Origin of the sequence: Chitinophaga rupis (assembly GCF_900109685.1) — a bacterium.
Classification (GTDB): domain Bacteria; phylum Bacteroidota; class Bacteroidia; order Chitinophagales; family Chitinophagaceae; genus Chitinophaga; species Chitinophaga rupis.
Window position 1 is genome coordinate 1 of sequence record NZ_FOBB01000018.1, and the last position, 23,578, is coordinate 23,578.

A 23,578-nucleotide genomic window follows, 5' to 3' on the forward strand; every position below is an offset into this window, starting at 1 on the left:
GTTCCTGGGTCGTAAAGACCAGCAGGTGAAGGTACGCGGTTACCGGGTAGAGCCGGGAGAGATCAGCTATCACCTGCAGCAGTACCCGGGAGTGGAGGAAGCAGTGGTAAGTGTATGGAAGGATGAGCGGGGCAGCAATTACCTGTGCGGTTACGTGGTAAGCGCCACGGAGCTGTCATGGGCTGCAGTAAAAGCACATTTATCAGGATCGTTACCGGCCTACATGGTACCGGACACGTATATACGCTTAAGCGCTATTCCGTTAACGGCCAATGGGAAGATCAATTACCGTGGTTTGCCGGTACCAGCCAGGGCAGGCGGGGAGGTAGCTTACCAGGCAGCAACCACAGTGCTGGAACGTACGATGGCCGGCATCTGGCAGGATATACTTGGCTTACAGCAGATAGGCATCCATGATAATTTTCTTGAGCTGGGGGCGCACTCTTTGAACATCGGCGCATTTGTGAACCGTTTGCATCATGAAAGCCACATCCGTTTGGGCTTGCGGGATGTGTTCAGCGAGCCCACTATAGCAGGTTTATGCAAGGTGGCAGAGAGCCGTGGGCTGAGCCTTTACGAAGGCATCCGTCCGGTAGCGCAGCAGGAGCACTACGCCCTGTCACATGCCCAGCAGAGATTATGGATCCTGGACCAGCTGGAAGCCGCGCATACCGCCTATCATATTACCGGCAGCTTTATGCTGGAAGGCGTATTAAACATCCCTTTATTTGAAAAGGCATTGCAACACCTGGTGAACCGGCATGAAATATTGCGCACCCGCTTTATTGTTGCAGATAACATGCCGCGGCAGCAGGTGGCGCCGGCAGGGGAAGTTAATTTCAGCCTGCAGGTGAATGACCTGCGCACGGCAGCAGACCCGGAAAAGCAGGCCGCAGCAATAGCTGCGGCTGAAACAGATACACTTTTTGACCTCAGCACATATCACCTTATCAGGGGGCGCTTATTACTGCTGCAGGAGCAACGCAGCCAGTTTATATTAACCATGCACCATATTGTTTCCGACGGATGGTCAATGGGCATACTGCTGCGGGAGCTGTTGCAGGCTTACCAGTCCTTGCTGTCAGGAACAGCGCCGGCGCAGGAACCTTTAAAGATCCAGTATAAGGATTACGCTGCATCGCAAACGGCTATGCTGCAGGCGCGCGGTAATAACAGCCATCTTGCATACTGGCTGCAGAAGCTGGGCGGTGATATACCGGTGCTGGACCTGCCCGCAGACCATCCACGCCCGGCGCTTAAAACTTTCAACGGTAGTACGCTTTCATTTATGCTGGATGCTGCGCTGGCAGACCGTATTGCTGCTTTAGGCCGCAGCCGCCATGCAAGCCTGTTTATAACCCTGATGGCTACACTTAAAGTAATGCTGTACCGCTACACCGGTCAGGAAGATATTATTATCGGTACCCCGGTAGCAGGGCGGGCGCATAAAGACACTGAAAATCAGGTAGGTTTTTATGTTAATACGCTGGCATTGCGCAGCCGCTTTAATGGCAATAACAGCTTTGAAGCTATACTGGATCACATACTGGCAAACACGCTGGAAGATTATGAGCACCAGCAGTACCCATTTGACCTGCTGGTGGAAGAGCTGGGACTTTCAAGGGACATTAGCCGCTCCCCGCTGTTTGATGTAATGATGGTGCTGCAGGAAATACAGGACGGGGCTGAGATAACAGCTGTTCCGGACCTGGTGGCAACCGGCACAGAGCTGCCGCAACACACCAGTAAGTTTGATCTTACCTTCACATTCCTGCATGCCGCGGAGGGGCTGCGGGTGTCCATAGAATATAATACAGATCTTTTTGAGCGCAGTAGGATAGAAAGGCTGCAGCAACATTATACCGGTTTACTACAGGCGATCACAAATGACCCGCAATGCCCGGTAGCCCGGCTGCCTTACCTGACGCAGGCAGAGCAGCTGCAGGTGATCAGCACCTTCAATGATACCACTGTGGTCATTGATAACAAACAAACTGTGGTGGACCTGATGGAAGCCCAGGCAGCCCGCACGCCGGATGCCATCGCTGTTATAGCAGCAGGCCAGTATACTTACCGGCAGCTGCATGAACAGGCTAACCAGCTGGCGCATTACCTGCAGCAGCACGGCGTAAAACCCGGAGACCTGGTACCCGTATGCCTGCAACGTTCTATGGAAATGATCGTAAGCATCCTGGCCATTCTGAAAGCCGGCGCCGCATATGTGCCTGTGGATCCGCATTACCCGGCCGGCCGTATTGCTTTTATCCTGGAAGATGTAAGCGCAGGCTTAGTGATCTCCGCCAGGGAGATTGGCAATGAATGGCCCGGTGACATAAACATACCCATCATTTACCTGGATGCTGTGCAGGATAAAATAGCTGCCTGCCCGGTAACGCCGGTGGCTATACGTACACGGCCGGATGCCCCGGCTTATGTGATCTACACATCCGGTTCTACCGGCACACCAAAAGGTGTGGTGAATGAGCATGCCGGTTTGCTGAACCGTTTATGCTGGGCACAGGACTATTTTGGGTTAACTGCTGATGACGCCGTGCTGCAGAAAACCACTTATTGTTTTGACGTATCTGTATGGGAGTTGTTGTGGCCCTTAATGGCCGGCGCCCGCCTGGTGTTTGCCGCACCGGATGCACAGGCCGATGTGGCTTACCTTGAAGCCGTAATAGCAGCCCGCTCTATAACCATGGTTCACTTTGTACCCTCTCTGCTGGAGCTGTTCCTTGAGAATATAACACCGGGCAGCTGCGCCGGCCTGAAATACGTGCTATGCAGCGGCGAAGCATTATTACCCCATCATATCAGCAGCTTCCGGGAAAAAATGGATGCCGGCTGCCGCTTATATAACCTGTACGGGCCTACGGAGGCAGCCATAGATGTAACCTGCTGGCCGGTGCCTGCCGGTTTTACAGATAAGGACCCCGTTCTGATAGGTAAGCCGGTATGGAACACACAGCTGTATGTGCTGGATCAGCATATGCAGGTGGTGCCGCCGGGCATTTCCGGTGAGCTGTTTATTGCCGGTGCGCAGGTAGCCCGTGGTTACCTGAACCGCGATGCGCAAACGGCACATGCCTTTGTAAAGAACATTTTCAGTGATGCGCCTGCAGAAAGGATGTACCGCACCGGTGATAAAGTTTGCTGGACATCCGGTGGTCAGCTGCAATTCATAGGCAGGATAGCCGAAGGGCAGGTGAAGATCCGCGGCTTCCGCATAGAGCTGGGTGAGGTAGAAGCAGTCTGCAGGCAGGCCCCTGGTGTAAAACAGGCATTGATAACGGTTGTTAACAAAGGCGCCGGCAGTCAGTTGGCCGCTTACCTGGTAATGCAGGATGGCGCTGCAACCGAGCCGGTAAAACTATGGCTGGCTTCCCGCCTGCCGGCCCACCAGCTGCCCGCTTATTACCTGGCTATAGACAGCCTGCCATTAAATAACAATGGTAAAATAGACCGGAAAAAGCTGCCGCTGCCGGCTGTATTGCAGCAGGCAAACAGCTTTGAAGGCCCCCGTAATAAAACCGAGCAGGAGATCAGCAGCATATGGGCGCCCTTGCTGGACAAAAATGTTATCAGCATCCACGATGACTTTTTTGAGCTGGGCGGTCACTCGCTAATGGCAGTGCGGGTGGTGCTGCAATTAAGAAAATTGTTCCAGGTAAACATCCCCGTTAATATCATTTTCCGCTTTCCAACCATTTCCCTGCTGGCGGCTTACCTGGAGGCTGTAATGCCTGAAGAGGAAAACTCGGAAAACCAGCAGGAATTTGAAGTATACGAGATCTGAACACAACCCCTATTGTTTCATCTGCAGCTTTAAAAAACTAAACATGATTGGCGAAAAGCAAAATCACGTCATACATATTTTAGCTGGTGCAAGAAAGTCCGGCATTTTTATTTTCCTGGAAGGCACAAAGCTTCGCATGAAAGCTCCCAAGGATCACCCGTTAGCGCCGGGATTAATGGAGGAGCTGAAGGCTAACAGGGAAGCGATCATTGCCTTTCTTCAGAGTGAGGAAGGCGATATGCTTAAGATCAATACGGTGATGGAGCCGGTTACACCTGCATTCCCGTTGCCAGGTGAACGCCTGCCCTTATCTTTTTCGCAGGAAAGGCTTTGGTTTATTGACCAGCTGGAAGGCAGCACCCATTATCACATGCCGGCTATCCTGAAGCTGCAGGGGCAGCCCGATCTTCAGCTGCTGGAACAAGCCTGCCGCGAAATTGTGGGCCGCCACGAAGTATTACGCACTGTATTACAGCAGGAAGATGGTAAACCTTTCCAGGTGATATTGCCGCCGGACGGATGGAAAATGGAGTATGTTGAAGATCCTGCGCTGGCAGATGAGAATTACCTTCAACAGTATATTGACCATTATATTAACCGGCCCTTTGACCTCTCTGCTGAATATATGCTGCGGGTAAGCATGCTCCGTTTAAAGGAAGACGAGCATGTGCTGCTGGCATTAATGCATCACGTAGCATCGGATGCCTGGTCACAGGGTCTGGTGGTAAAAGAGCTGGCAGAGCTGTACAATGCGCGGCTGCAGGGACGTACACCTGTATTACCGGAATTGCCGGTGCAATACAAGGATTATGCTTTATGGCAGCGCCGTTACCTGCAGGAGCATTTGCTGGATGATCAGCTGGCCTATTGGGAAAAACAATTAAAGAATGTATTGCCGCTAAACCTGCCAACGGATTTTGCACATCCCGCAAAACAAAGCACCCGTGGGCGTTCTGTCGTATTTCCATTGGATGCCGGCCTCAGTGCCCGGTTAAGGCAGCTCTCCAACCAGCAGGAGGTAACACTGTTTATGACCATGCTGGCGGCATTCAAAGTATTGTTATACCGTTACGGCGGACAGGAAGATATTTGTGTAGGTACCTCTGTAGCCAATCGTACCCAGCAGGAGCTGACAGACCTGGTTGGCTTTTTCGTAAACACTCTTGCATTACGCAGCCAGCTGAATGACGATATCACCTTTGCAGCCTTATTACAGGAAGTAAAAAACACTACACTGGAAGCATATGCCAACCAGGATATACCTTTCCTGAAAGTGGTGGAAAAAATAGGAGCGGAGCGGGATATCAGCCGCAGCCCGGTGTTCCAGGTAATGTTTGTGTTGCAGAACACGCCCGGCGTGCCGGATATGCAGCTGGGTGATCTGCAGCTTTCCACTACGCCGGTAGAATATGCAGGCCTGAAGTTTAACCTTACGTTCAATATTTTTGAAACAGAGGGCCGTTTGCTGGTAAATGTTGATTATAGCACAGACCTGTTTGAAGCTGCTACCATCAATGCTATGATGCGGCACTACGAAACACTGCTGCAGGCAGTAACAGTTACACCGGAAGTGCCGGTAGGCAGGCTGGATATGTTGTCGGCAGATGAAAAGCATTTGCTGCTGCATACCTATAGCGGGGTACAGGCAGCGTATCCGGATGATCAGACCATTGTTTCGCTGTTTGAAGCACAGGCGCAGCGTACGCCGGATCAAACCGCGCTTATATATAAGGAGCAGCGCTTCACTTACCGGGAGCTGAATGCCGAAGCAGATAAGCTGGCCATGTACCTCCGCACGGCAGCGGGTGTAAAGCCCGGTCATATAGTAGGCCTGCTGATGGAGCAATCAGACCAGGCGGTCATTGGCATATTGGGCATTTTAAAAGCAGGCGGCGCTTACCTTCCGCTGGATCCGCTGTTGCCGGCAGAAAGACTGACAGCCATGCTGAAAGATGCAACCCCGCAGGCGCTGGTAACATCCTCATCCTGGATGTTTTCACTGAATGAGTATTTTACCGAACACATTTTTGCAATGGACATCCAGCTGCCCATGCTGGAAGCAGTGGAAACACCGCCGCAGGTGAATCAGCCGGACGACCTGGCCTATGTGATCTATACCTCCGGTTCTACCGGTCAGCCTAAAGGTGTAATGATCTCCCACCGCAGCAATGTGAACATGAGCACAGACCAGGTACAGAAATTTGGCGTGCAGGCAAATGATCATGTGCTGCAGTTTGCCTCCCTGTCCTTTGATGCTTCTGTGTCTGAGATCTGCATGGCTTTTTATACCGGCGCCGCGCTGGTAATTGCGGATAAAGAATTGATCAGCGATGGCGGGCGCTTTATAGCTTACCTGCGCACAAATAATGTAAGTGTGGCCACCCTGCCGCCGGCCTACCTGGGAGCGCTGAAAGCAGAAGAGCTGCGATTCCTGAGAGTTGTCATTACGGCCGGTGAAGCCGCCGTAAAGGCCGATGCCCTGTATCTTGCACAACATCTTAATTACTTTAACGCATACGGTCCAACGGAGTGCGCAGTATGCGTTAGCATGCATAAGGTAACCGCAAAAGATAAACAGCTGCGCTCCATACCCATTGGCACGCCGGTGGCTAACCTCCGTGTTTATATCCTGAATAATTCACTGGAATTATGCCCGCCCGGTGCTTATGGTGAAATATGTGTTTCAGGTACCGGCCTTGCCAAAGGTTACCTGAACAGTCCCGCTCTTAGCGCTACGCGTTTTATTGCCAACCCCTTTGAGCCGGGAGAAAAGATATACCGCACCGGGGATATTGGCCGATGGCTTCCGGGCGGTGCTATTGCCTTCCTGGGCAGAAAGGATGAGCAGGTGAAGATCCGTGGTTACCGCATAGAGCTGGGTGAGATAGAAAACCGTTTACAGCAGGCGCCCGGCGTATTGCAAAGCGTGGTAACCGTGTACGACGATAAACAGGGTCTTAAACGCCTGGTTGGTTTTGTGGTGCCCGGCGCAGACTATAAGGAAACCGCGGTGCTGCAGTACCTGGAGCAGCTGTTGCCGGATTATATGATACCTTCCGCGCTGCTGGCGCTGGAAGCGCTGCCATTAACCGCCAACGGGAAGGTAGACCGCCGCCAGCTGCCCGATCCGGCCGCCATCCTGCAAAAAGGTGATAACTATGAGGCCCCCCGTACTGAGGTTGAAAAAATATTATGCACCATCTGGCAGGAGCTGCTGCATGCAGAACGGGTAGGCATACACGACAATTTCTTCTCACTGGGCGGTGATTCCATTATCACCATACAGGTAGTAAGCCGCTGCAAACGCGCCGGCCTGGAGCTGCAGCCCAGGGATCTTTTTGAATACCAGACCGTAGCCGGTTTGGCACTGCAGGTACGTACCCTCTCCCCTGTGCAGGCCGAGCAGGGGCTCCTGGAAGGGGAGCTTGCTTTGATGCCTGTTCAGCAATGGTATTTACAGCAACAGCAACCATCCATTTCACATTATAACCAGTCCGTATTATTATCACTGGATAAAAAATTGCCGGCAGCTGCGGTGGAGCAGGTTTTACATAAGCTCACCACACATCATGACAGCCTTCGCTTACATTTTACCGCCACTGCAGAAGGCTGGAAGCAGGAGTATGGCCTGAATGCAGGCACGGTGGAAACTGTAATGCTGGGCAATGAAGAAGATCTTACCGCGCTGTGTAACCGCTACCAGCGCAGCCTGGATATTACCAACGGGGTGGTGTACCGTTTTGTGCATATCCTTATGCCAGCTTCGTATACCCACAACCGTTTATTGCTGGTGGTGCACCACCTTTGTGTGGATGGCATTTCATGGCGCATTATTGCAGAAGACCTGGAAACTGGGCTAGAGCAGGTGATGAGTGGCGGCACGCCGGACTTTGGCAGCAAAAGCAGCTCGCTCCGCCAATGGAGCAGTTTCCTGGCAGCATATAGCACACAGCCATCCATACAGCGCCAGCAGCAATACTGGCTGGGTGTGGCAGCCCGCTACCGCCCGCTGCCGGTTGATCATACTGCAGCTGCATCAACACAGAACGATGTGCGTACCGTTGTTGTGAACCTGGATGCTGCCGCTACCACAACCCTGTTACAGGGTGCACATACCGCTTACCATACAGAGATCAATGACCTGCTGTTAAGCGCATTGCTGCAAACCATCTGCAGCTGGAGCGGGCATACGGACCTGTTACTGGGAATGGAGGGACACGGACGTGAACCTCTGAACGCTGAGCTGGACAACAGCCGTACGGTGGGTTGGTTCACCAGCTTTTACCCGCTGTGCCTTTCCTTACCGGCAGCAGCTGATAAAGGCATGCTGCTGCGCAGCGTAAAAGAGCAGCTGCGTAATATCCCCGGTAAGGGCATTGGATATGGCCTGCTGCGCTACCTGCACCCCGATCATGCTGTGAGGAACAGTCTGGCTGCAGGTACTCCAGAAGTTGTATTTAATTACCTGGGACAGCTGGATAATACGATCCGGAGCGGCCAGTATGTAAGCTGGGCGCCGGAACCGGCCGGTATGGCAATGGCAGCCGAACATATTTTCAGCAGCCGGCTGGAAATTAACAGCTCTGTAATGGATGGTGAGCTTATGCTTGCCTGGAATTATTCTTCCAAAGATTATGATGCTGCTACCATAGAAATGCTGGCAGCGGATTATATACGGTCACTGCAGGAGCTGATAACGCATTGCACCGCAGTGAAACAGCGCGTGCTTACTCCATCGGATTATGGGTTGGGCAATCGTGTGACGCTGCAGGAGTTCGATACGTTTATGCGCTCGCTGCCTGCAGACAGCGGGCCTGTTACAGCTATTTATCCTTTAGGGCCTTTACAGGAAGGGCTGCTGTTTCACGGCGTGTATGAACAAAGTGAAGCTTATATGGCGCAGTTCACCTGCGAATTTGCGGCGCCTGACCTGGACCTGCTGCGCCGCTGCTGGGAGCAGCTGATGCAGGAGCACAGCGTATTGCGCAGCTCCTATCACCATAAGGATATGAGCATACCTGTGCAGTGTGTGCACGAAAAAGTAACCCTGCCTTTTGAAGTGACCGACTACCGGCCGTTTAGTAAGGATGAGCAGCGCAATCAGCTGGAGGCCTTCCTGGTGGCCGACCGCCTGCGCGGATTTGATTTTCGCCGGGCGCCCTTAATGCGGGTTACCCTCTTCCGGCTGGAAGAAGATGTTTACCGTATGGTTTGGACCAGCCATCACATTATTCTCGATGGATGGTCTACCGCTATCCTGATGGAAGAGATATTGCAGCATTATGAAGTATTGTCAAAAGGAGGTACGCTGCAGGTTAAGCAGGAAGACCGCTATGAGGATTATATCCGTTACTTGGGCAAACGTGATGCGGAGGCAGATGCTGCTTTCTGGAAAACATATATGCAGGGCTTTGCCCAGCCCGTGCTGCTGCCATTTGTGAATGATCAGCAGGGACGTAACAAAGGCACCGATCTGTTTCACCGTACCGAGCTGGTATGCGATGCAGCATTCACCGCCAGGGTAAAGGCTTTTGCGCAGGCAAACCAGCTAACGGTGAATACCCTTATGCAGGGCGTATGGTCGTACCTGTTATACCGCTACACCGGCTTAATGGATGTATTGTATGGCGTTACGGTATCCGGCCGGCCCGGGGAGCTGGAGAATGCAGAGCAGCGCGTAGGCCTGTATATCAACACTCTTCCCTTACGGGTGCAGGTAAACGTGAATGACACGGTTGCCGGCTGGTTAACGGAGCTGCAGGCAGCACATACCCGTACCCGGGAAAGTCAGTATACACCGTTGCATACCATTCAGAGTTGGGCCGGTATACGTGGCGACCTGTTTGATAACATCCTGGCCTTTGAGAATTACCCGGTTAGTGAAAAGATCACAGCCGACTGGGAACTGAATGCATTTAATGTATCCATCCAGGAGCAATCCAATTATCTGCTGGCGCTGAACATCCTGCTCAAAGAGGAGCTGGTGGTTTGCTTCACATACAATCAACACCTGCTGGACGCCCGTTATGCTGTTATGATGAAAACGCATTTCGGCTACATCCTGGAGCAAATGGTGGAGAACGGCAGCCGGACCCTGGGTAGCCTGCAGTTGTTAACCCCTGCAGAAACTTTGCAGCTGGCAGTCTTCAATGATACGGCCGCTACTTATCCATCAGATAAAAGCCTGGTAACACTGTTTGAAGAACAGGCTGCGCGCACACCGGGTAACCCGGCTGTTGTAACGCCAACGGGCACACTTAGTTACCGGCAGCTGAATGAAAATGCAGACCAGCTGGCCGCTTACCTGGTAGACCGTTATACTACAGACAGGCCGGTGGTGGCTGTGATGATGCAACGTTCAGAGTGGCTTATAACAGGTATGCTGGGCATCTTAAAATCAGGTGCAGCTTACCTGCCTGTTGATCCCTCACTGGTGCCGGAGCGCAAATCCTGGATGCTGGAAGATGCCGGTGCAACTATATTGCTTACCGATTCCGACACGATGTTTGAGCTGGATGTGGCTTTCAGCGGGGAGATCATAGCCCTGGATATACAGCTTCCTACGCTGCAGGCCAATAAACACCTGCTGCCCGAAATAATTGATGCAGCTGCTCCTGCATATGTGATCTATACATCCGGTTCTACCGGCCAGCCTAAGGGCGTGCAGGTAGCGCACCAGCCCATTGTGAACCTTTCCTATTGGCATAACAACGCCTTTGAGGTATCAGATACTTCCCGTGCAACCGTTTATTCCGGTATAGGTTTCGATGCCTGCGGATGGGAAATATGGCCTTACCTGTTGAAAGGCGCCTGCCTGTATCCGCTGGAAGAAGCGGTGAAGCTGAATATGGAGCAGCTGGTATCCAGGATGCGCAATTCAGGTATTACACATTGTTTTCTGCCAACACCGGTTTGTGAGCAGTTTATTGCGTATGCAGGCGACCTGGATGGCCGGCTGCTGCTGCTCACCGGTGGAGATAAATTGAAAACCGCCGGCGCCGGCCTTCGTGTAGTGAATAACTACGGACTTACAGAAACCGGCGTAGTAGCCACTTCGCTGGCATTAAAAGATTATAGTGTTATTACAGATCCGGCGCCCATTGGCCGGCCCATCGCTAATACTGCCGTGTATATACTGGATGCGCAGCTGCAGCAGCAGCCATTGGGCGTGAAAGGCGAATTATACATTGGCGGCGACCTGCTGGCAAATGGTTATCTGAATAATCCGGAGCTGACCGCATCCCGTTTTATTGATCATCCTTTTATTCCAGGCGCAAAACTATATCGCACCGGCGATGTAGGCTGCTGGCTGCCGGACGGCTGCATATCTTTCCAGGGCAGGGGCGATGAGCAGGTGAAGATCCGCGGTTACCGCATAGAGCTGGGCGATGTGGAAAGCCATTTACAACAGGCGCCCGGCGTGCTGCAATGTGTGGTTACCGCCAATGAAGATGCCTATGGCAATAAACGCCTGATCGGTTATGTATTGCCTGCTGCAGATTACCGCGAAGAAAACGTGCAGCACTACCTGCAGCAGCGCCTGCCGGAGTATATGCGCCCCGCTGCGCTGGTGGTAATGGAAGCATTTCCCCTTACGGCTAACGGCAAAATAGACCGGAAACAGCTGCCGGATCCCGGCGCTGCGCTGCAACGGTCAGATAGTTACGCCGCCCCGCGTAATGCTACGGAGAAAACATTATGCCGCATCTGGGAAGAGCTGCTGCATGTGGAACAGGTAGGCATACACGACAATTTCTTTTCCCTGGGTGGTGATTCCATCATTACCATACAGGTGGTAAGCCGCAGCAAACGTGCAGGCCTGGAGCTGCAGCCGAAGGATATTTTTGAGTGTCAGACCATTGCCCGTTTATCAGAGCAGGTACGTTCTCTTTCTGCAGTACAGGCAGAGCAGGGATTGCTGGACGGCGCGGTAAAGCTGCTTCCCATCCAGCAATGGTATCTGGACCAGGAACGTCCGCACCCCTCACACTATAACCAATCCGTATTATTATCATTAAATAAAGCATTGCCCGCAGCCGGTGTGGAGCAGGTGCTGCATAAGCTGGCAGCACATCATGACAGCCTGCGTTTGCATTTTACACAAACAGCGGCCGGCTGGGAACAGTATTATGGCGCCAATGCGGGTACCGTGGAAACCATTGAGCTGGGAGACAGCGAAGATCTCACCGCATTATGCGACCGCTACCAGCGCAGCCTGGATATTACAAAAGGCATCGTGTACCGCTTTGTATATATGCGCACACCAGCTGCATATAGCCATAACCGTTTACTGATGGTGATACATCACTTATGTGTGGATGGTATTTCATGGCGTATACTGGTAGAGGACCTGGAAACAGGCCTGGAGCAGGTAACCGCCGGCCAGTTGCCGGACTTTGGCAGCAAGAGCAGCTCATTCCGCCAGTGGAGCGCATTTTTAGCCGATGCCGGTACCCGCCCGCACGTACTGAGCCAGCAGCGTTACTGGGAAGGCGTAATTAGTAATTATGCACCGCTGCCGGTAGATCACGCTACTGCAACATCAGCCATACGCGATGTGCGGATGGCGGTAGCCAGCCTGGATACCGCTGCCACGGCTGCTTTGCTGCAGGATGCTTCAGCAGCTTACCATACAGAGATCAATGATCTGCTGTTAAGCGCATTGCTGCAAACCGTCTGTAACTGGAGCGGGCATACGAACTTATTATTGGGCCTGGAAGGTCATGGCCGCGAGCAAATGACAGATGAGCTGGACTGCAGCCGTACCATAGGCTGGTTTACCAACCTTTACCCGGTGAACCTTGCGTTGCCGGCTGCCGGTGATATGGGCTTACTGGTGCGCAGCGTAAAAGAGCAGCTGCGCAGCATTCCAGGTAAAGGAATGGGATACGGTATGCTACGTTACCTGCATCCGGATGAAGCTATAAGGAACAGCCTAGCTTCCAGGCCGCCGGAAGTTGTCTTTAACTACCTGGGGCAGCTGGATAACACCATGCAGGAAGGCCGCAACGTAAGCTGGGCGCCGGAACCCGCAGGTGTAACCACTTCGGAAGATCACCCTTTTACCAACCGCCTTCAGGTGAACGGCTCTGTGATGGATGGAATGCTGACCTTTGCCTGGAACTATTCTGCAAAAGATTATGATGCCGCTACCATTGAAACATTGGCAGCAACCTATATGCAGGTATTGCAGGAGCTGATCCGGCACTGCACGGCAATTAAAAAACGGGTATACACGCCCTCCGATTATGGTCTGGGCGGCCAGGTAACCCTGCAGGAGTTCGATGCGTTTATGCAGTCGGCCGCTGCTTCGGAAGCGCCGGTTACCGGCATCTATCCCCTGGGCCCTTTGCAGGAAGGGCTGCTGTTCCATGGTGTGTATGAACAGTATGGCGCATATATAGAGCAGTTCAGCTGTGATTTTAAAGATATTGATATCACAGTGCTGCGCCGCTGCTGGGAGCAGCTGTTGCAGGACCACAGTATACTGCGCAGCTCTTATCACCACAAGGACATGAGCATTCCGGTGCAATGTGTGCATGAATGGGCTACGCTGCCGTTTGAAATAACAGACATCCGTGCGTATAACGACGATGAAAAACGCGCGCGGCTGGAAAGCTTCCTGGAAGCAGACCGCCTGCGTGGATTTGATTTCCATTGTGCACCTTTAATGCGCATAACCCTGTTCCGGCTGGATGAAGATGTTTACCGCATGGTATGGACCAGCCACCATATTATCCTGGATGGCTGGTCTACCGCCATACTCATGGAGGAGATCCTGCAATCATATGAAACATTGTTCAGCGGCGGTGCGCGGCTGGACAGGGTAGAAGACCGTTATGAAGATTACATCCGTTACCTGGGCAAACGGGATAAGCTGCAGGAGCAGGCTTTCTGGAAAGATTACCTTGCCGGTTTCACCCAGCCTTCCCTGCTGCCCTTTACCCGCGAAAAGCAGGGCCGTAATAAAGGCGACGGAACGTTTGCCCGCATAGCGCTGGAATTTGATGAAGACTATACCACCCGGGTACGGAACTTTGCACAGGCCAATTCCTTAACGGTAAATACATTAATGCAGGGCGTATGGTCGTACCTGTTACACCAGTACACCGGCCTGGCAGACGTATTGTATGGCGTAACAGTATCCGGCAGGCCGGGCGATATGGAAAATGCAGAACAGCGGGTAGGCCTTTACATTAATACCCTGCCGCTGCGTTCAAAAATGCAGCCATCCGCTAAGGTAATGGAATGGCTTAATGCTTTACAGGCAGGACATACAGCCACCCGTGAAAACCAGTATACACCTTTACATACCATCCAAAGCAGGACCGGTATCCGCGGTGATCTGTTTGACAGCATACTGGTGTTTGAGAATTATCCGATGGGTGAGGTGCTTTCCCGCGAATGGAAGCTGCAGGCTTTTAACACACAAATGAAAGAGCAGACCAACTATCTGCTCACCATCAATATTTTCTTTGGCGCTACAGCGGTAGTGCATTTTACTTATAACGAGCGCCTGGCAGCAGCAGCGTATATACACATGATCCGTGATCAGTTCAAACATGTGCTTACCCAGTTGATGGATGCCAGTGTTAAACAGGTACAGGATATCCGCCTGTTATGCGAAAAGGACATTGCCCTGTTGAACAGCATTAGCAAAAGGGAAGCAGCCTATCCGGCAAACGAAGGCATTATAGCCGTATTCAATGAGCAGGTAAATGCCAGCCCCGATGAGTGGGCCCTAACGGACGGCCATGTACGTTATACCTACCGGCAGCTGGATGAACGTTCTACCGCGCTGGCGCAGCATCTGCTCGATAAAGGTACGGGCAGCGAAGAGATGATAGCGGTATGCGCAGAGCGCAGCGCCGGGTTGATAGTAGCGCTGCTGGCCATCTTAAAAGCAGGAGGAGCGTATGTTACCATAGACCGGAGCTGGCCGCCGGAGCGCATAAAACATATCCTGGGTGATACCGGCGCACGCCTGCTGCTGGTGGAGCATGAAACTAAAAATGTGCTGCCTGCCGGTAGCTTAGCGGAGATAGTTAACATAGAGGCCCTGAAATACGCCCCGGTATCTGCACAACCCTTACCCGCACCTGCCGGGGCTGCGCAGCTGGCTTATGTAATGTACACATCCGGTTCAACCGGCAAGCCAAAAGGTGTGCTGGTAACACAGGGCAACGTGGTTAGCCTGGTAAAGGGCACCAGCTTTGCCGCCCTGAAGGCGGGGGATGTATTGCTGGCCACCGGCGCGCCCACCTTTGATGCGGTAACCTTTGAATATTGGGGAATGCTGCTGAACGGGGGCTGCCTGGTAATGTGCAGCGAAAAAGTATTGCTGGATAAAGATGCATTGAAGCAGCAAATAAAAGCTGCCGGTGTAAATAAAATGTGGTTTACCGCAGGCTGGTTCAACCAGCTGGTAGATGTGGACCTGACTGTTTTTGCACCGCTGCAGCTGGTGGTGGCCGGTGGGGAAAAGCTATCGGCTCCGCATGTACGCAAGCTAAAAGAGGCTTATCCTGCTATCAGCATTGTTAACGGTTACGGGCCAACGGAGAACACCACTTTCTCGCTCACCCATCTTATAGAAGACACCAGTGTAGAAAGTGTGCCGATAGGTAAACCCCTGGAGAACCGCAGTGCCTACATTCTTAATAGCCGCATGGAGTTTTGCCCCATAGGGGTAGCAGGTGAGCTGTATGTAGGCGGAGCAGGGCTTTCAAGGGCATACCTGCAGCAGGAGGAATTAACGGCTGCCCGCTTTGTAACGATAATTACACCGGCCGGCATCCCGGAGAAGGTGTACCGTACCGGTGATGTGGCCATGTGGCAGCCGGATGGCGCCATGCTGTTCCTGGGACGTACAGACAATCAGCTGAAAATAAGAGGTTACCGCGTGGAGCCCGACGAGATCACAAATGTGCTGGTGCAATGTCCTGCGGTAAAACAAGGTGTAGCAACCAGCTTTTATAATGCCGCTAATGAGCTGCAGCTGGTAGCCTATATAGTGCCTGCGGATGCTTTTGACAGAAAGGAAATAATCGCTTATTTATCGGCTCAGCTGCCGGACTATATGCTGCCGGCACTGTTGCTGCCACTGCCGGAGCTGCCGCTGACACCTAACGGTAAAGTGGACCTGCGTGCGCTGCCGCATCCTGATACCTTAAAGGTGACCATTGAAAAAGATAACCTGCCGCGTAATAAAATGGAAGACCGGCTGGCAGTTATCTGGAAAGAAGTATTGGGCACTGCGCATATAGGCCGCGACGATAACTTTTTTGAAGCAGGCGGCCATTCGCTGAAAGCCATCAGTATGATGACGATGATAGAAAAGGAGTTTAATGTTAACGTTAATATAGCCGATGTATTTGATTACCCTACCATCCGGGAGCTAACGCCTGTTATTGCAGCCGCCGCCTATAACGAGCATCATGAAATACCGCTGTTACCCGAAGCGGGCAGCTACCCTTTATCGCATGCGCAGAAGCGGCTGTGGATCAACTACCAGCTGGAAGAGAACAAAGCCGCTTATAATATACCGATGGTATATGTGCTGGAAGGAGACCTGAGCATAACCGCATTGCGCAAGGCGCTGGAAGCAATGATAGCCCGCCATGAAAGCCTGCGTACAGTGTTTATAACAGAAGAAGGCGAGCCGCGGCAGCGGATAGATTCTCCCGTTAATGCGCCGGTGATGCGCTTCCTGGACCTGCGTACAGCAGCCGACCGGGAGCAGCAGGCCGCAGCGGTCATTAACCAGGAAGCAGATACCATTTTTATATTGAGCATGGGCCCCTTGCTGAGAACAACCTTGCTGCAGGTGGAAGATGAGCGTTTCATTTTCTGCCTCACCATGCACCATATTGTTTCAGATATTTTATCCATGGAGGTGATGGCCCGCGAGCTTTCAGTGTTATATGAAGCATACCGTAATAATGAGATGCATAGCCTTGCGCCGCTTGCCCTGCAGTATAAGGACTATGCCAGCTGGCAGCACCAGCTGATAGCAGATAATAACAACCGGCATGCAGCTTACTGGCAGCAGCAATTGGGAAATGAGCTGCCTTTGCTGCAGCTGCCCTTTGACTTTCAGCGGCCGGCAATAAAATCCTATAAGGGCGATGTAGTTGGGGCCGCGTTGGATGCTGCCGCTGTACAACGTTTGCAGGCAATAGGCAAAGAGCACCAGGTGAGCACGTTTATGGCATTGCTGACCTGCGTAAAGGTTTTATTGCATCATTATTCAGGCCAGGAAGACATTATTGTTGGTACTCCGGTGGCCGGCAGGGAGCATGCTGCGCTGAAAGACCAGATAGGATTTTATGTGAACATGCTGGCCCTGCGTACGCATACCGGCAGCCAGGATACTTTTGTGCAGCTGCTGAAAAAGATCCGCGAAGTAACCCTGCAGGCTTATGAGCACCAGGTGTACCCGTTTGATAAGCTGGTAAGCGAGCTGTCGCTGAACCGGGTAAAAGGGCGTGCACCTTTGTTTGATGTAAGAGTGGAGCTGAATGATATAACAGACATCCGTGCCGACTTTAAGGATGTGAACATTATAGCCACTGCGCCCACTTTGTACCTGAGCCATTATGACCTTACATTCACCTTTGTGCTCACCAATGAGGGTATTACCTGCCAGGTGCTCTATGCTACAGACCTCTTTAAAAAGGAAACCGCCACCCGTTTGTTATCAGACCTGTTATCAGTAATAGAGCAGGTAACGGCAAATCCGGGTATAGTCTTATCTGCCGTGCAGCTGCAGGGTAAGGAAAGCAACACGGAGACCATGCTGGCCACGTCTTTTGAATTTCAATAAGAAAGAATAGTAACCCTTATTACCATCACCCTAAAAAATAATTCCATGCTTCAACAAAACTATTCCAGGGCAGACCATGCTACCTGGGCCTACCTCATGGGCAGAGCTGACCAGTATTTAGGCCGGGTAAATAAAGAATACCTGGATGGATGGCAGCAGCTTCAGCTGCCCGAAAACCGCATTCCCTATTTCCATGAATTGAACGATAAGCTGGCGCCGCTCACCGGCTGGCAATACGCTGCCGCACCGGGCATAGTGTCAATGGAAGATTTTCTGATCGCTTTATCCCGCAAACAATTTTTGTCTTCTGTAGATATCCGCCCGGAAGATGAGCTGGACTTCTGCAAGCTGCCTGATATTTTTCACGATGTTTTCGGCCATGCCGCTTTGCTGGCTAACCAGCCCTTCTGTGATTTCCTGGAGGCCCTGGGCCGCTTAAGCGTGCAGTATGCCGGTAACGGGTACGTAATACAATACCTGGCCAATATTTACTGGTACACCGCAGAGGTAGGGCTGGTAATGGAAGGCAATGAGCTGAAATATTATGGCGGCTCCATTGTTTCTTCTATCAGTGAGATCAACACGGTTTTCAGTGATCATACTGTCAAGCATCCCTTTGCTGTAAATAAAGTAGGCGCCACCTCATACGACAGTTATGCGGTGAACGACGTATACTTTGTAGTACCAAAGCTTTCCGCCCTGAACGACTGTTTGAATGATCTTGAACTTGCCTGCGCCAACCAGCTTGAAGCACAACGTAGCTAACTGTATATGAACGAAATGTTAACTGCCCCCATATCTGCAGCGCCTCCTGTAAATGAACAGTTCTGGCGGAGCCAGGAACAATTGCTTGCGGAAGAGTACCGGTTGCCGGCCTGTAAACCGGCCGGCGCTTCAAACGGCATAGGTACTGTTACAGTACGTCCGGATGATGCAGACCTCCGCATGATATACAAAATATCCAGGGGCGCTGATCCGGAAGTATTTATCTTATTATTATCTGCTTTATACCAGCTGCTGTACCGCTACAACGGGAACACCGGCATCAGCATACATACACCGGCATTTTTACCGGAAACCTATGAAAATGCAATGATACCGCTGGTAGCTGCTCCCTTGCCGGCAGATACGGTAAAGGAATGGATCATGAAGGTAAATATGCTGGTAACAAGCAGTATGCGTTTCCGTTACCACCTGGGCGCTGAGGAGCACCAGGCAGGCAAAGGCAAGCTTGGTACGAACGTTTTATTCCGTTATGATGCTTTACAGGCGCCCGTTCCCGCTAATGAGGCTTATGATCTTGTAGTGAATGTGGAAAAAGGAGTGTATGTAGATCTAACCGGCCTGACTATACGTTTACAATACAACGGCAGCTGCTTTGAAGATTGGTTTGTAACGCAGCTGGCAGCGCATTACTGCAAAATGCTGAGCGCCTTTCAGCAACCGGGCCAAACCTGGCAGCAGGTGAAATTATTGTCGGCCCAGGAAGAGGAAAGGCTGCTGTTCACATTTAATGACAACAGCCGCGCTTTTGCCGCCGGTAACAATATTATCGCCTTATTCAGGCAGCAGGCGGCTTTGCGCCCCTCAGCGCTGGCAGTAAAAGACAATGAGCGCCGGATAACTTATGCTGAGCTGGATGAATATTCAGATAAGCTGGCTTACGCATTGCAGCAGCAGCATGGCATAGGGCCACGGGATGTGGTAGCCGTTATGCTGGACCGCAGCTGCTGGATGCCGGTGGCGATTATGGGCATTTTAAAGGCCGGTGCAGCGTACCTGCCCGTAGATTCTGCATATCCGCCTGAGCGTATCAATTATATGTTATCCAATGCCGGTGCACGCCTGCTGGTATTACAAACAGCTTACCTGTTTGCGATCCCTGATTTTGCCGGCAGCCTGCTGGCGCTGGATGCGGAGCTGGATGGATATGCCGTACCTGCGAAGCCTTTGAACGTAAACACCGGTCTTGCAGATCCTGCATATATCATTTACACCTCCGGTTCTACCGGCTTGCCCAAGGGCGTGATCGTATCACATGGAGCATTAATGAACACAGAGAGCTGGCGGAAAGAATACTATGGTTTTGATGAAAATTTCCTGACACTGCAGATCGCATCTTTTTCTTTTGACAGTGCGGTGAACGATATTTTCTCCATGCTCTTATGGGGCGGAGGCCTGATCATCCTGAATGAGCAGGAGAGAATAGATGTAAGCAGGATCCGCTATTACCTGGAGAATGATCCGGTTACCAACTTTAATATTGTTCCCAGCATGTACCGGAATATTATTGATGATCTGCATGCGGAAAAGATCAGCCTGCGCATGGTGACCCTTGCGGGTGAGCAGCTCACAGAAGACCTGATGCTGGCGCATTTCAATAAATTTCCCCGGGTGCGCATCATCAATGAATACGGGCCTGCCGAAAATGCGATCTGTTCTACGGCCTGCACTATTGTGCATAAAGATGCGCTGGACTATTCTATTGGCAAGCCGATAAATAATGTGCAGGTGTATATACTGGGCAATGAACAGCAGCTTTTACCAATAGGGGTGGCCGGTGAAATAGTATTGGGTGGTAAAGGGCTGGCCGACGGTTATATTAACAATAAAACGTTAACGGACCAACGTTTTATTAACCATCCCTTTAATGCCGGTCAGAAAGTATATCTCACAGGAGATATGGGACGCTGGCTGCCGGATGGCAGCATTGAATTCCTGGGAAGGAAAGATCAGCAGGTAAAGATCCGCGGGTACCGGGTGGAGCCGGATGAGGTGAGCCTGGCATTACGCCGGCATCCGGATGTAAAGGATGCAGCTGTAATTCCCTATGCACCCCTGGGCCAGGTAAAGGAGCTGCTGGCTTATATAACATTAACAGATCCGGCTGTGCCGCCGGCTGTTACCGAATTGAAAACATTCCTGGGCAAACACCTGCCTGCTTATATGATACCGGCGCGGTTTATTGTGCTGAAAGAGATACCCCTGTCAGTAAATGGTAAGCTGGATAAAAAGGCATTACCCTTACCGGAAGCTGCGGATGTTCTGCACAGCGGCAGCGTGGCAGCGCCGGAAACAGGAATGGAAACCCTGCTGGCAGATATATGGAAAGAGGTGCTGAACAGAACAGATATCAGCATCTTCGATGATTTTTTCGTAGCCGGCGGAGACTCTATAAAGGCCATCAAGATCGTTTCTAAAGTATATGCAGCCGGGTACAAGCTGGAGATCAAAGATCTGTTTGATCATCCTGTATTAAAAGACCTGGCCGGTATCCTGCAGCCGCTGTCCCCCACAGAAGTGGTACAGGAACATGAAGGCGCAGGGGAGCAGAATGCTCTTTATCAGCCGGAGGAACAACCGGAAGCAATACGTGCAATACCTGGTGTGCAGGGCGTTTTCCGGCTTGCACCCATGCAGGAAGGCATGTTCTTTCATTCATTGTTTAACCCTGCTTCACCCGCCTATTTTGAACAGGTATCGTACCGGCTGCACGGCAACCTGCAGGCAGACCTCGTACGTCAGAGCCTGGATATTTTATTCCAGCGGCATGAGGCCCTGCGCACCATTTTCGTTTACGAAGGATTACCGCAGCCACGCCAGGTATTGCTGAAAGAGGTACGCGCCTCGCTGCATATGGAAGACCTTAGCAGCTTTGCAGACCGGGAGCAACGGCTGGCAGCTTTCTGTAAAGCAGATATCAGCCGGTCTTTTGATCTTACAAAGGGGCCGCTGATGCGCGTAGCTATTATCCGGATGAATGCGGACGAGTATGCATTTATCTGGAGCCACCATCATATTATTATGGATGGATGGTGCATGGGCCTGCTGGTGGCTGAATACGGAGAGATCTACAACAGCCTGCTGCAAAACCGTCCTGCATTATTAGCTACGCCCTATGCTTACAGCGGTTACTTGCAATGGCTGGAAAGGCAGGACCGCAAAACGTCATTGGAGTTCTGGCGGCAATACCTGCAGGGGTATAATGTAAGGTCCGGTATTCCCCGCCGCGCCGCTGCGTCACATAAATACAGCGCAGCGCAGGTGAGCCGGCTCATAGGACACCAGGAAACCAGCGGGCTGCAGCAGCTGGCAGCTGCCAGCCGTGTAACTTTAAACATTATTTTCCAGGCGCTCTGGAGCGCAGTGCTTTCAAAATACAGCGGTTGTAATGAGGTGGTGTTTGGCGCAGTAGTATCCGGCAGGCCGGCCATGGTGAAAGGGGTAGCTGAAATGATCGGCCTTTTCATAAATACCATACCGGTAAGGGCTGGTATACGCCCAGGCTGCACCTTCCGTGAGCTGTTTAAGGAGCTGCAGCAGGAAGCTATCCTGGCAGAACCGCACCATTACCTATCCCTGGCGGATGTGCAGCAGCAAAGCAGCCTCCGGCAGGAGCTGCTGGATCATATTTTTATATTCCAGAACCTGCCTGCAGAAACAGCCATCGGCAATAACATGCAGGAGCAGGAAGATGATGGCATAACTATTTCGGATATACGCTCCTTTGAACAAACGAGCTACGACCTGAATGTGGTGATATACCCTGCAGCAGAGATCCAGGTTTGTTTTAACTATAATCAGGAAGTATATGATGATGGCTTAATAGCTACACTCGCAGATACTTTTCTGTATTGCCTGCAGCAGGTGCTTGCAGCCCCTGATACCGGTGTACAGGAGCTGCAGCTGATGCCGTCGGTAGCCGCGCATGCCTTGTTACGCACCGGTGAGCAGGCAGCCCCCTTTGCAGCAGCACAATGCCTGCAGGAGCAGTTGAGCCTTATTGCACAGCAATACCCGCAACGGGTGGCTATTGTGCAGGGGAGTGAAAGTATTACCTACGGCGAGCTGGAAGCCCGTGCTAACCGGCTGGCCCACCTGCTGCGCCGTGATTATGGCGTAACTCCCAACATGCCGGTAGGCTTGCAGGGCTTGCGCAGCCCGGCTTTGCTGGCCGGTTTATGGGCCATTCTGAAAGCCGGCGGCGCTTATGTACCGGTAGATCCGGCTTACCCTGCTGCCCGCCGCCAGTACCTGCTAACAGACAGTGGTATGCAGGTATTACTGTCAGATGAAGCAGTGGCTGACCTGCCAAATGGTATTATCCGTGTGGCATTGGATGCAGCAGAGCATTTAGCCTTACCAGCTACAGCGCCGGATTTAATGAACAGCGCATCAGACCTGGCTTATATACTTTATACTTCCGGTACTACCGGCCAGCCTAAAGGCGTGCGCATTACACACCGCAATGTACAGCACCTGGCGGCCTGGCTGTCAGCTACTATTTACCGGCAGCATAACCGTCCTTTGACTGCTATGCTTACCGCTTCGCTGAACTTTGATGCCTCTGTACAGCAGCTGTTTGCGCCCTTGTTTAACGGCGGTACGCTGGTGCTGCTGAAGGAGGAAGAGCGCCGCGACCCGGCAGCGTATATACGTAGCTTAATTGCTCATAAGGTAGATGTGCTGGATATAACCCCTTCTTATCTGCAGGCAGTGTTACAGGCTGCCGCAGCAGCAGGGGAGCAGCTGCCGGTGTTATACACACTGGTGGGTGGGGAAGCGCTTAACAGTACGCTGATCCGCCAATACTATCAATACACAAAAGGCAGCACGCTGCTGAACGTATATGGCATTACAGAATGTACGGTTAACTCAGCCTGTTACCGCTGCACCGGTACGGAAACAGGTATGGCGCCATTGGGCAATCCCTTAACCAACACCCGTATTTATATTTTAGATCAGCAACAACAACCGGTACCGCGCGGTGTAACCGGTGAGCTATACATCGGCGGCGCTGGTGTAGGCGCGGGTTATCATGGCAGTGCGGCAGTAAAACAAAACAGCCGTTTTGTGGCAGACCTGCTGGGTGCTAACCAGCATATGTACCGCACGGGCGACCTGGGTTACCTGGACATGGATAACCGGCTGGTATATGCCGGCCGCAATGATGA

General features: G+C 52.0%; 4 protein-coding genes. All 4 read left to right on the top strand.

All coding sequences use genetic code 11. The annotated features are described in order from the left end of the window. Positions 1–3,799 (top strand): non-ribosomal peptide synthetase (locus BMZ54_RS32510; RefSeq protein WP_143081223.1); only part of this gene is annotated, 3,799 nt, incomplete at its 5' end. Positions 3,800–3,842: 43 nt separating this feature from the next. Further along, positions 3,843–17,624: a non-ribosomal peptide synthetase gene (locus BMZ54_RS32515; protein WP_089921423.1), complete on the top strand. Its 13,782-nt coding sequence runs from the start codon at positions 3,843–3,845 to the stop codon at positions 17,622–17,624. Positions 17,625–17,669: 45 nt separating this feature from the next. After that, positions 17,670–18,389, top strand: a complete 720-nt coding sequence (locus BMZ54_RS32520; protein WP_089921424.1) for a hypothetical protein — start codon at positions 17,670–17,672, stop codon at positions 18,387–18,389. Positions 18,390–18,395: 6 nt separating this feature from the next. Then, positions 18,396–23,578: non-ribosomal peptide synthetase (locus BMZ54_RS32525; protein ID WP_143081224.1), on the top strand; the 5,183-nt coding region annotated here is incomplete at its 3' end.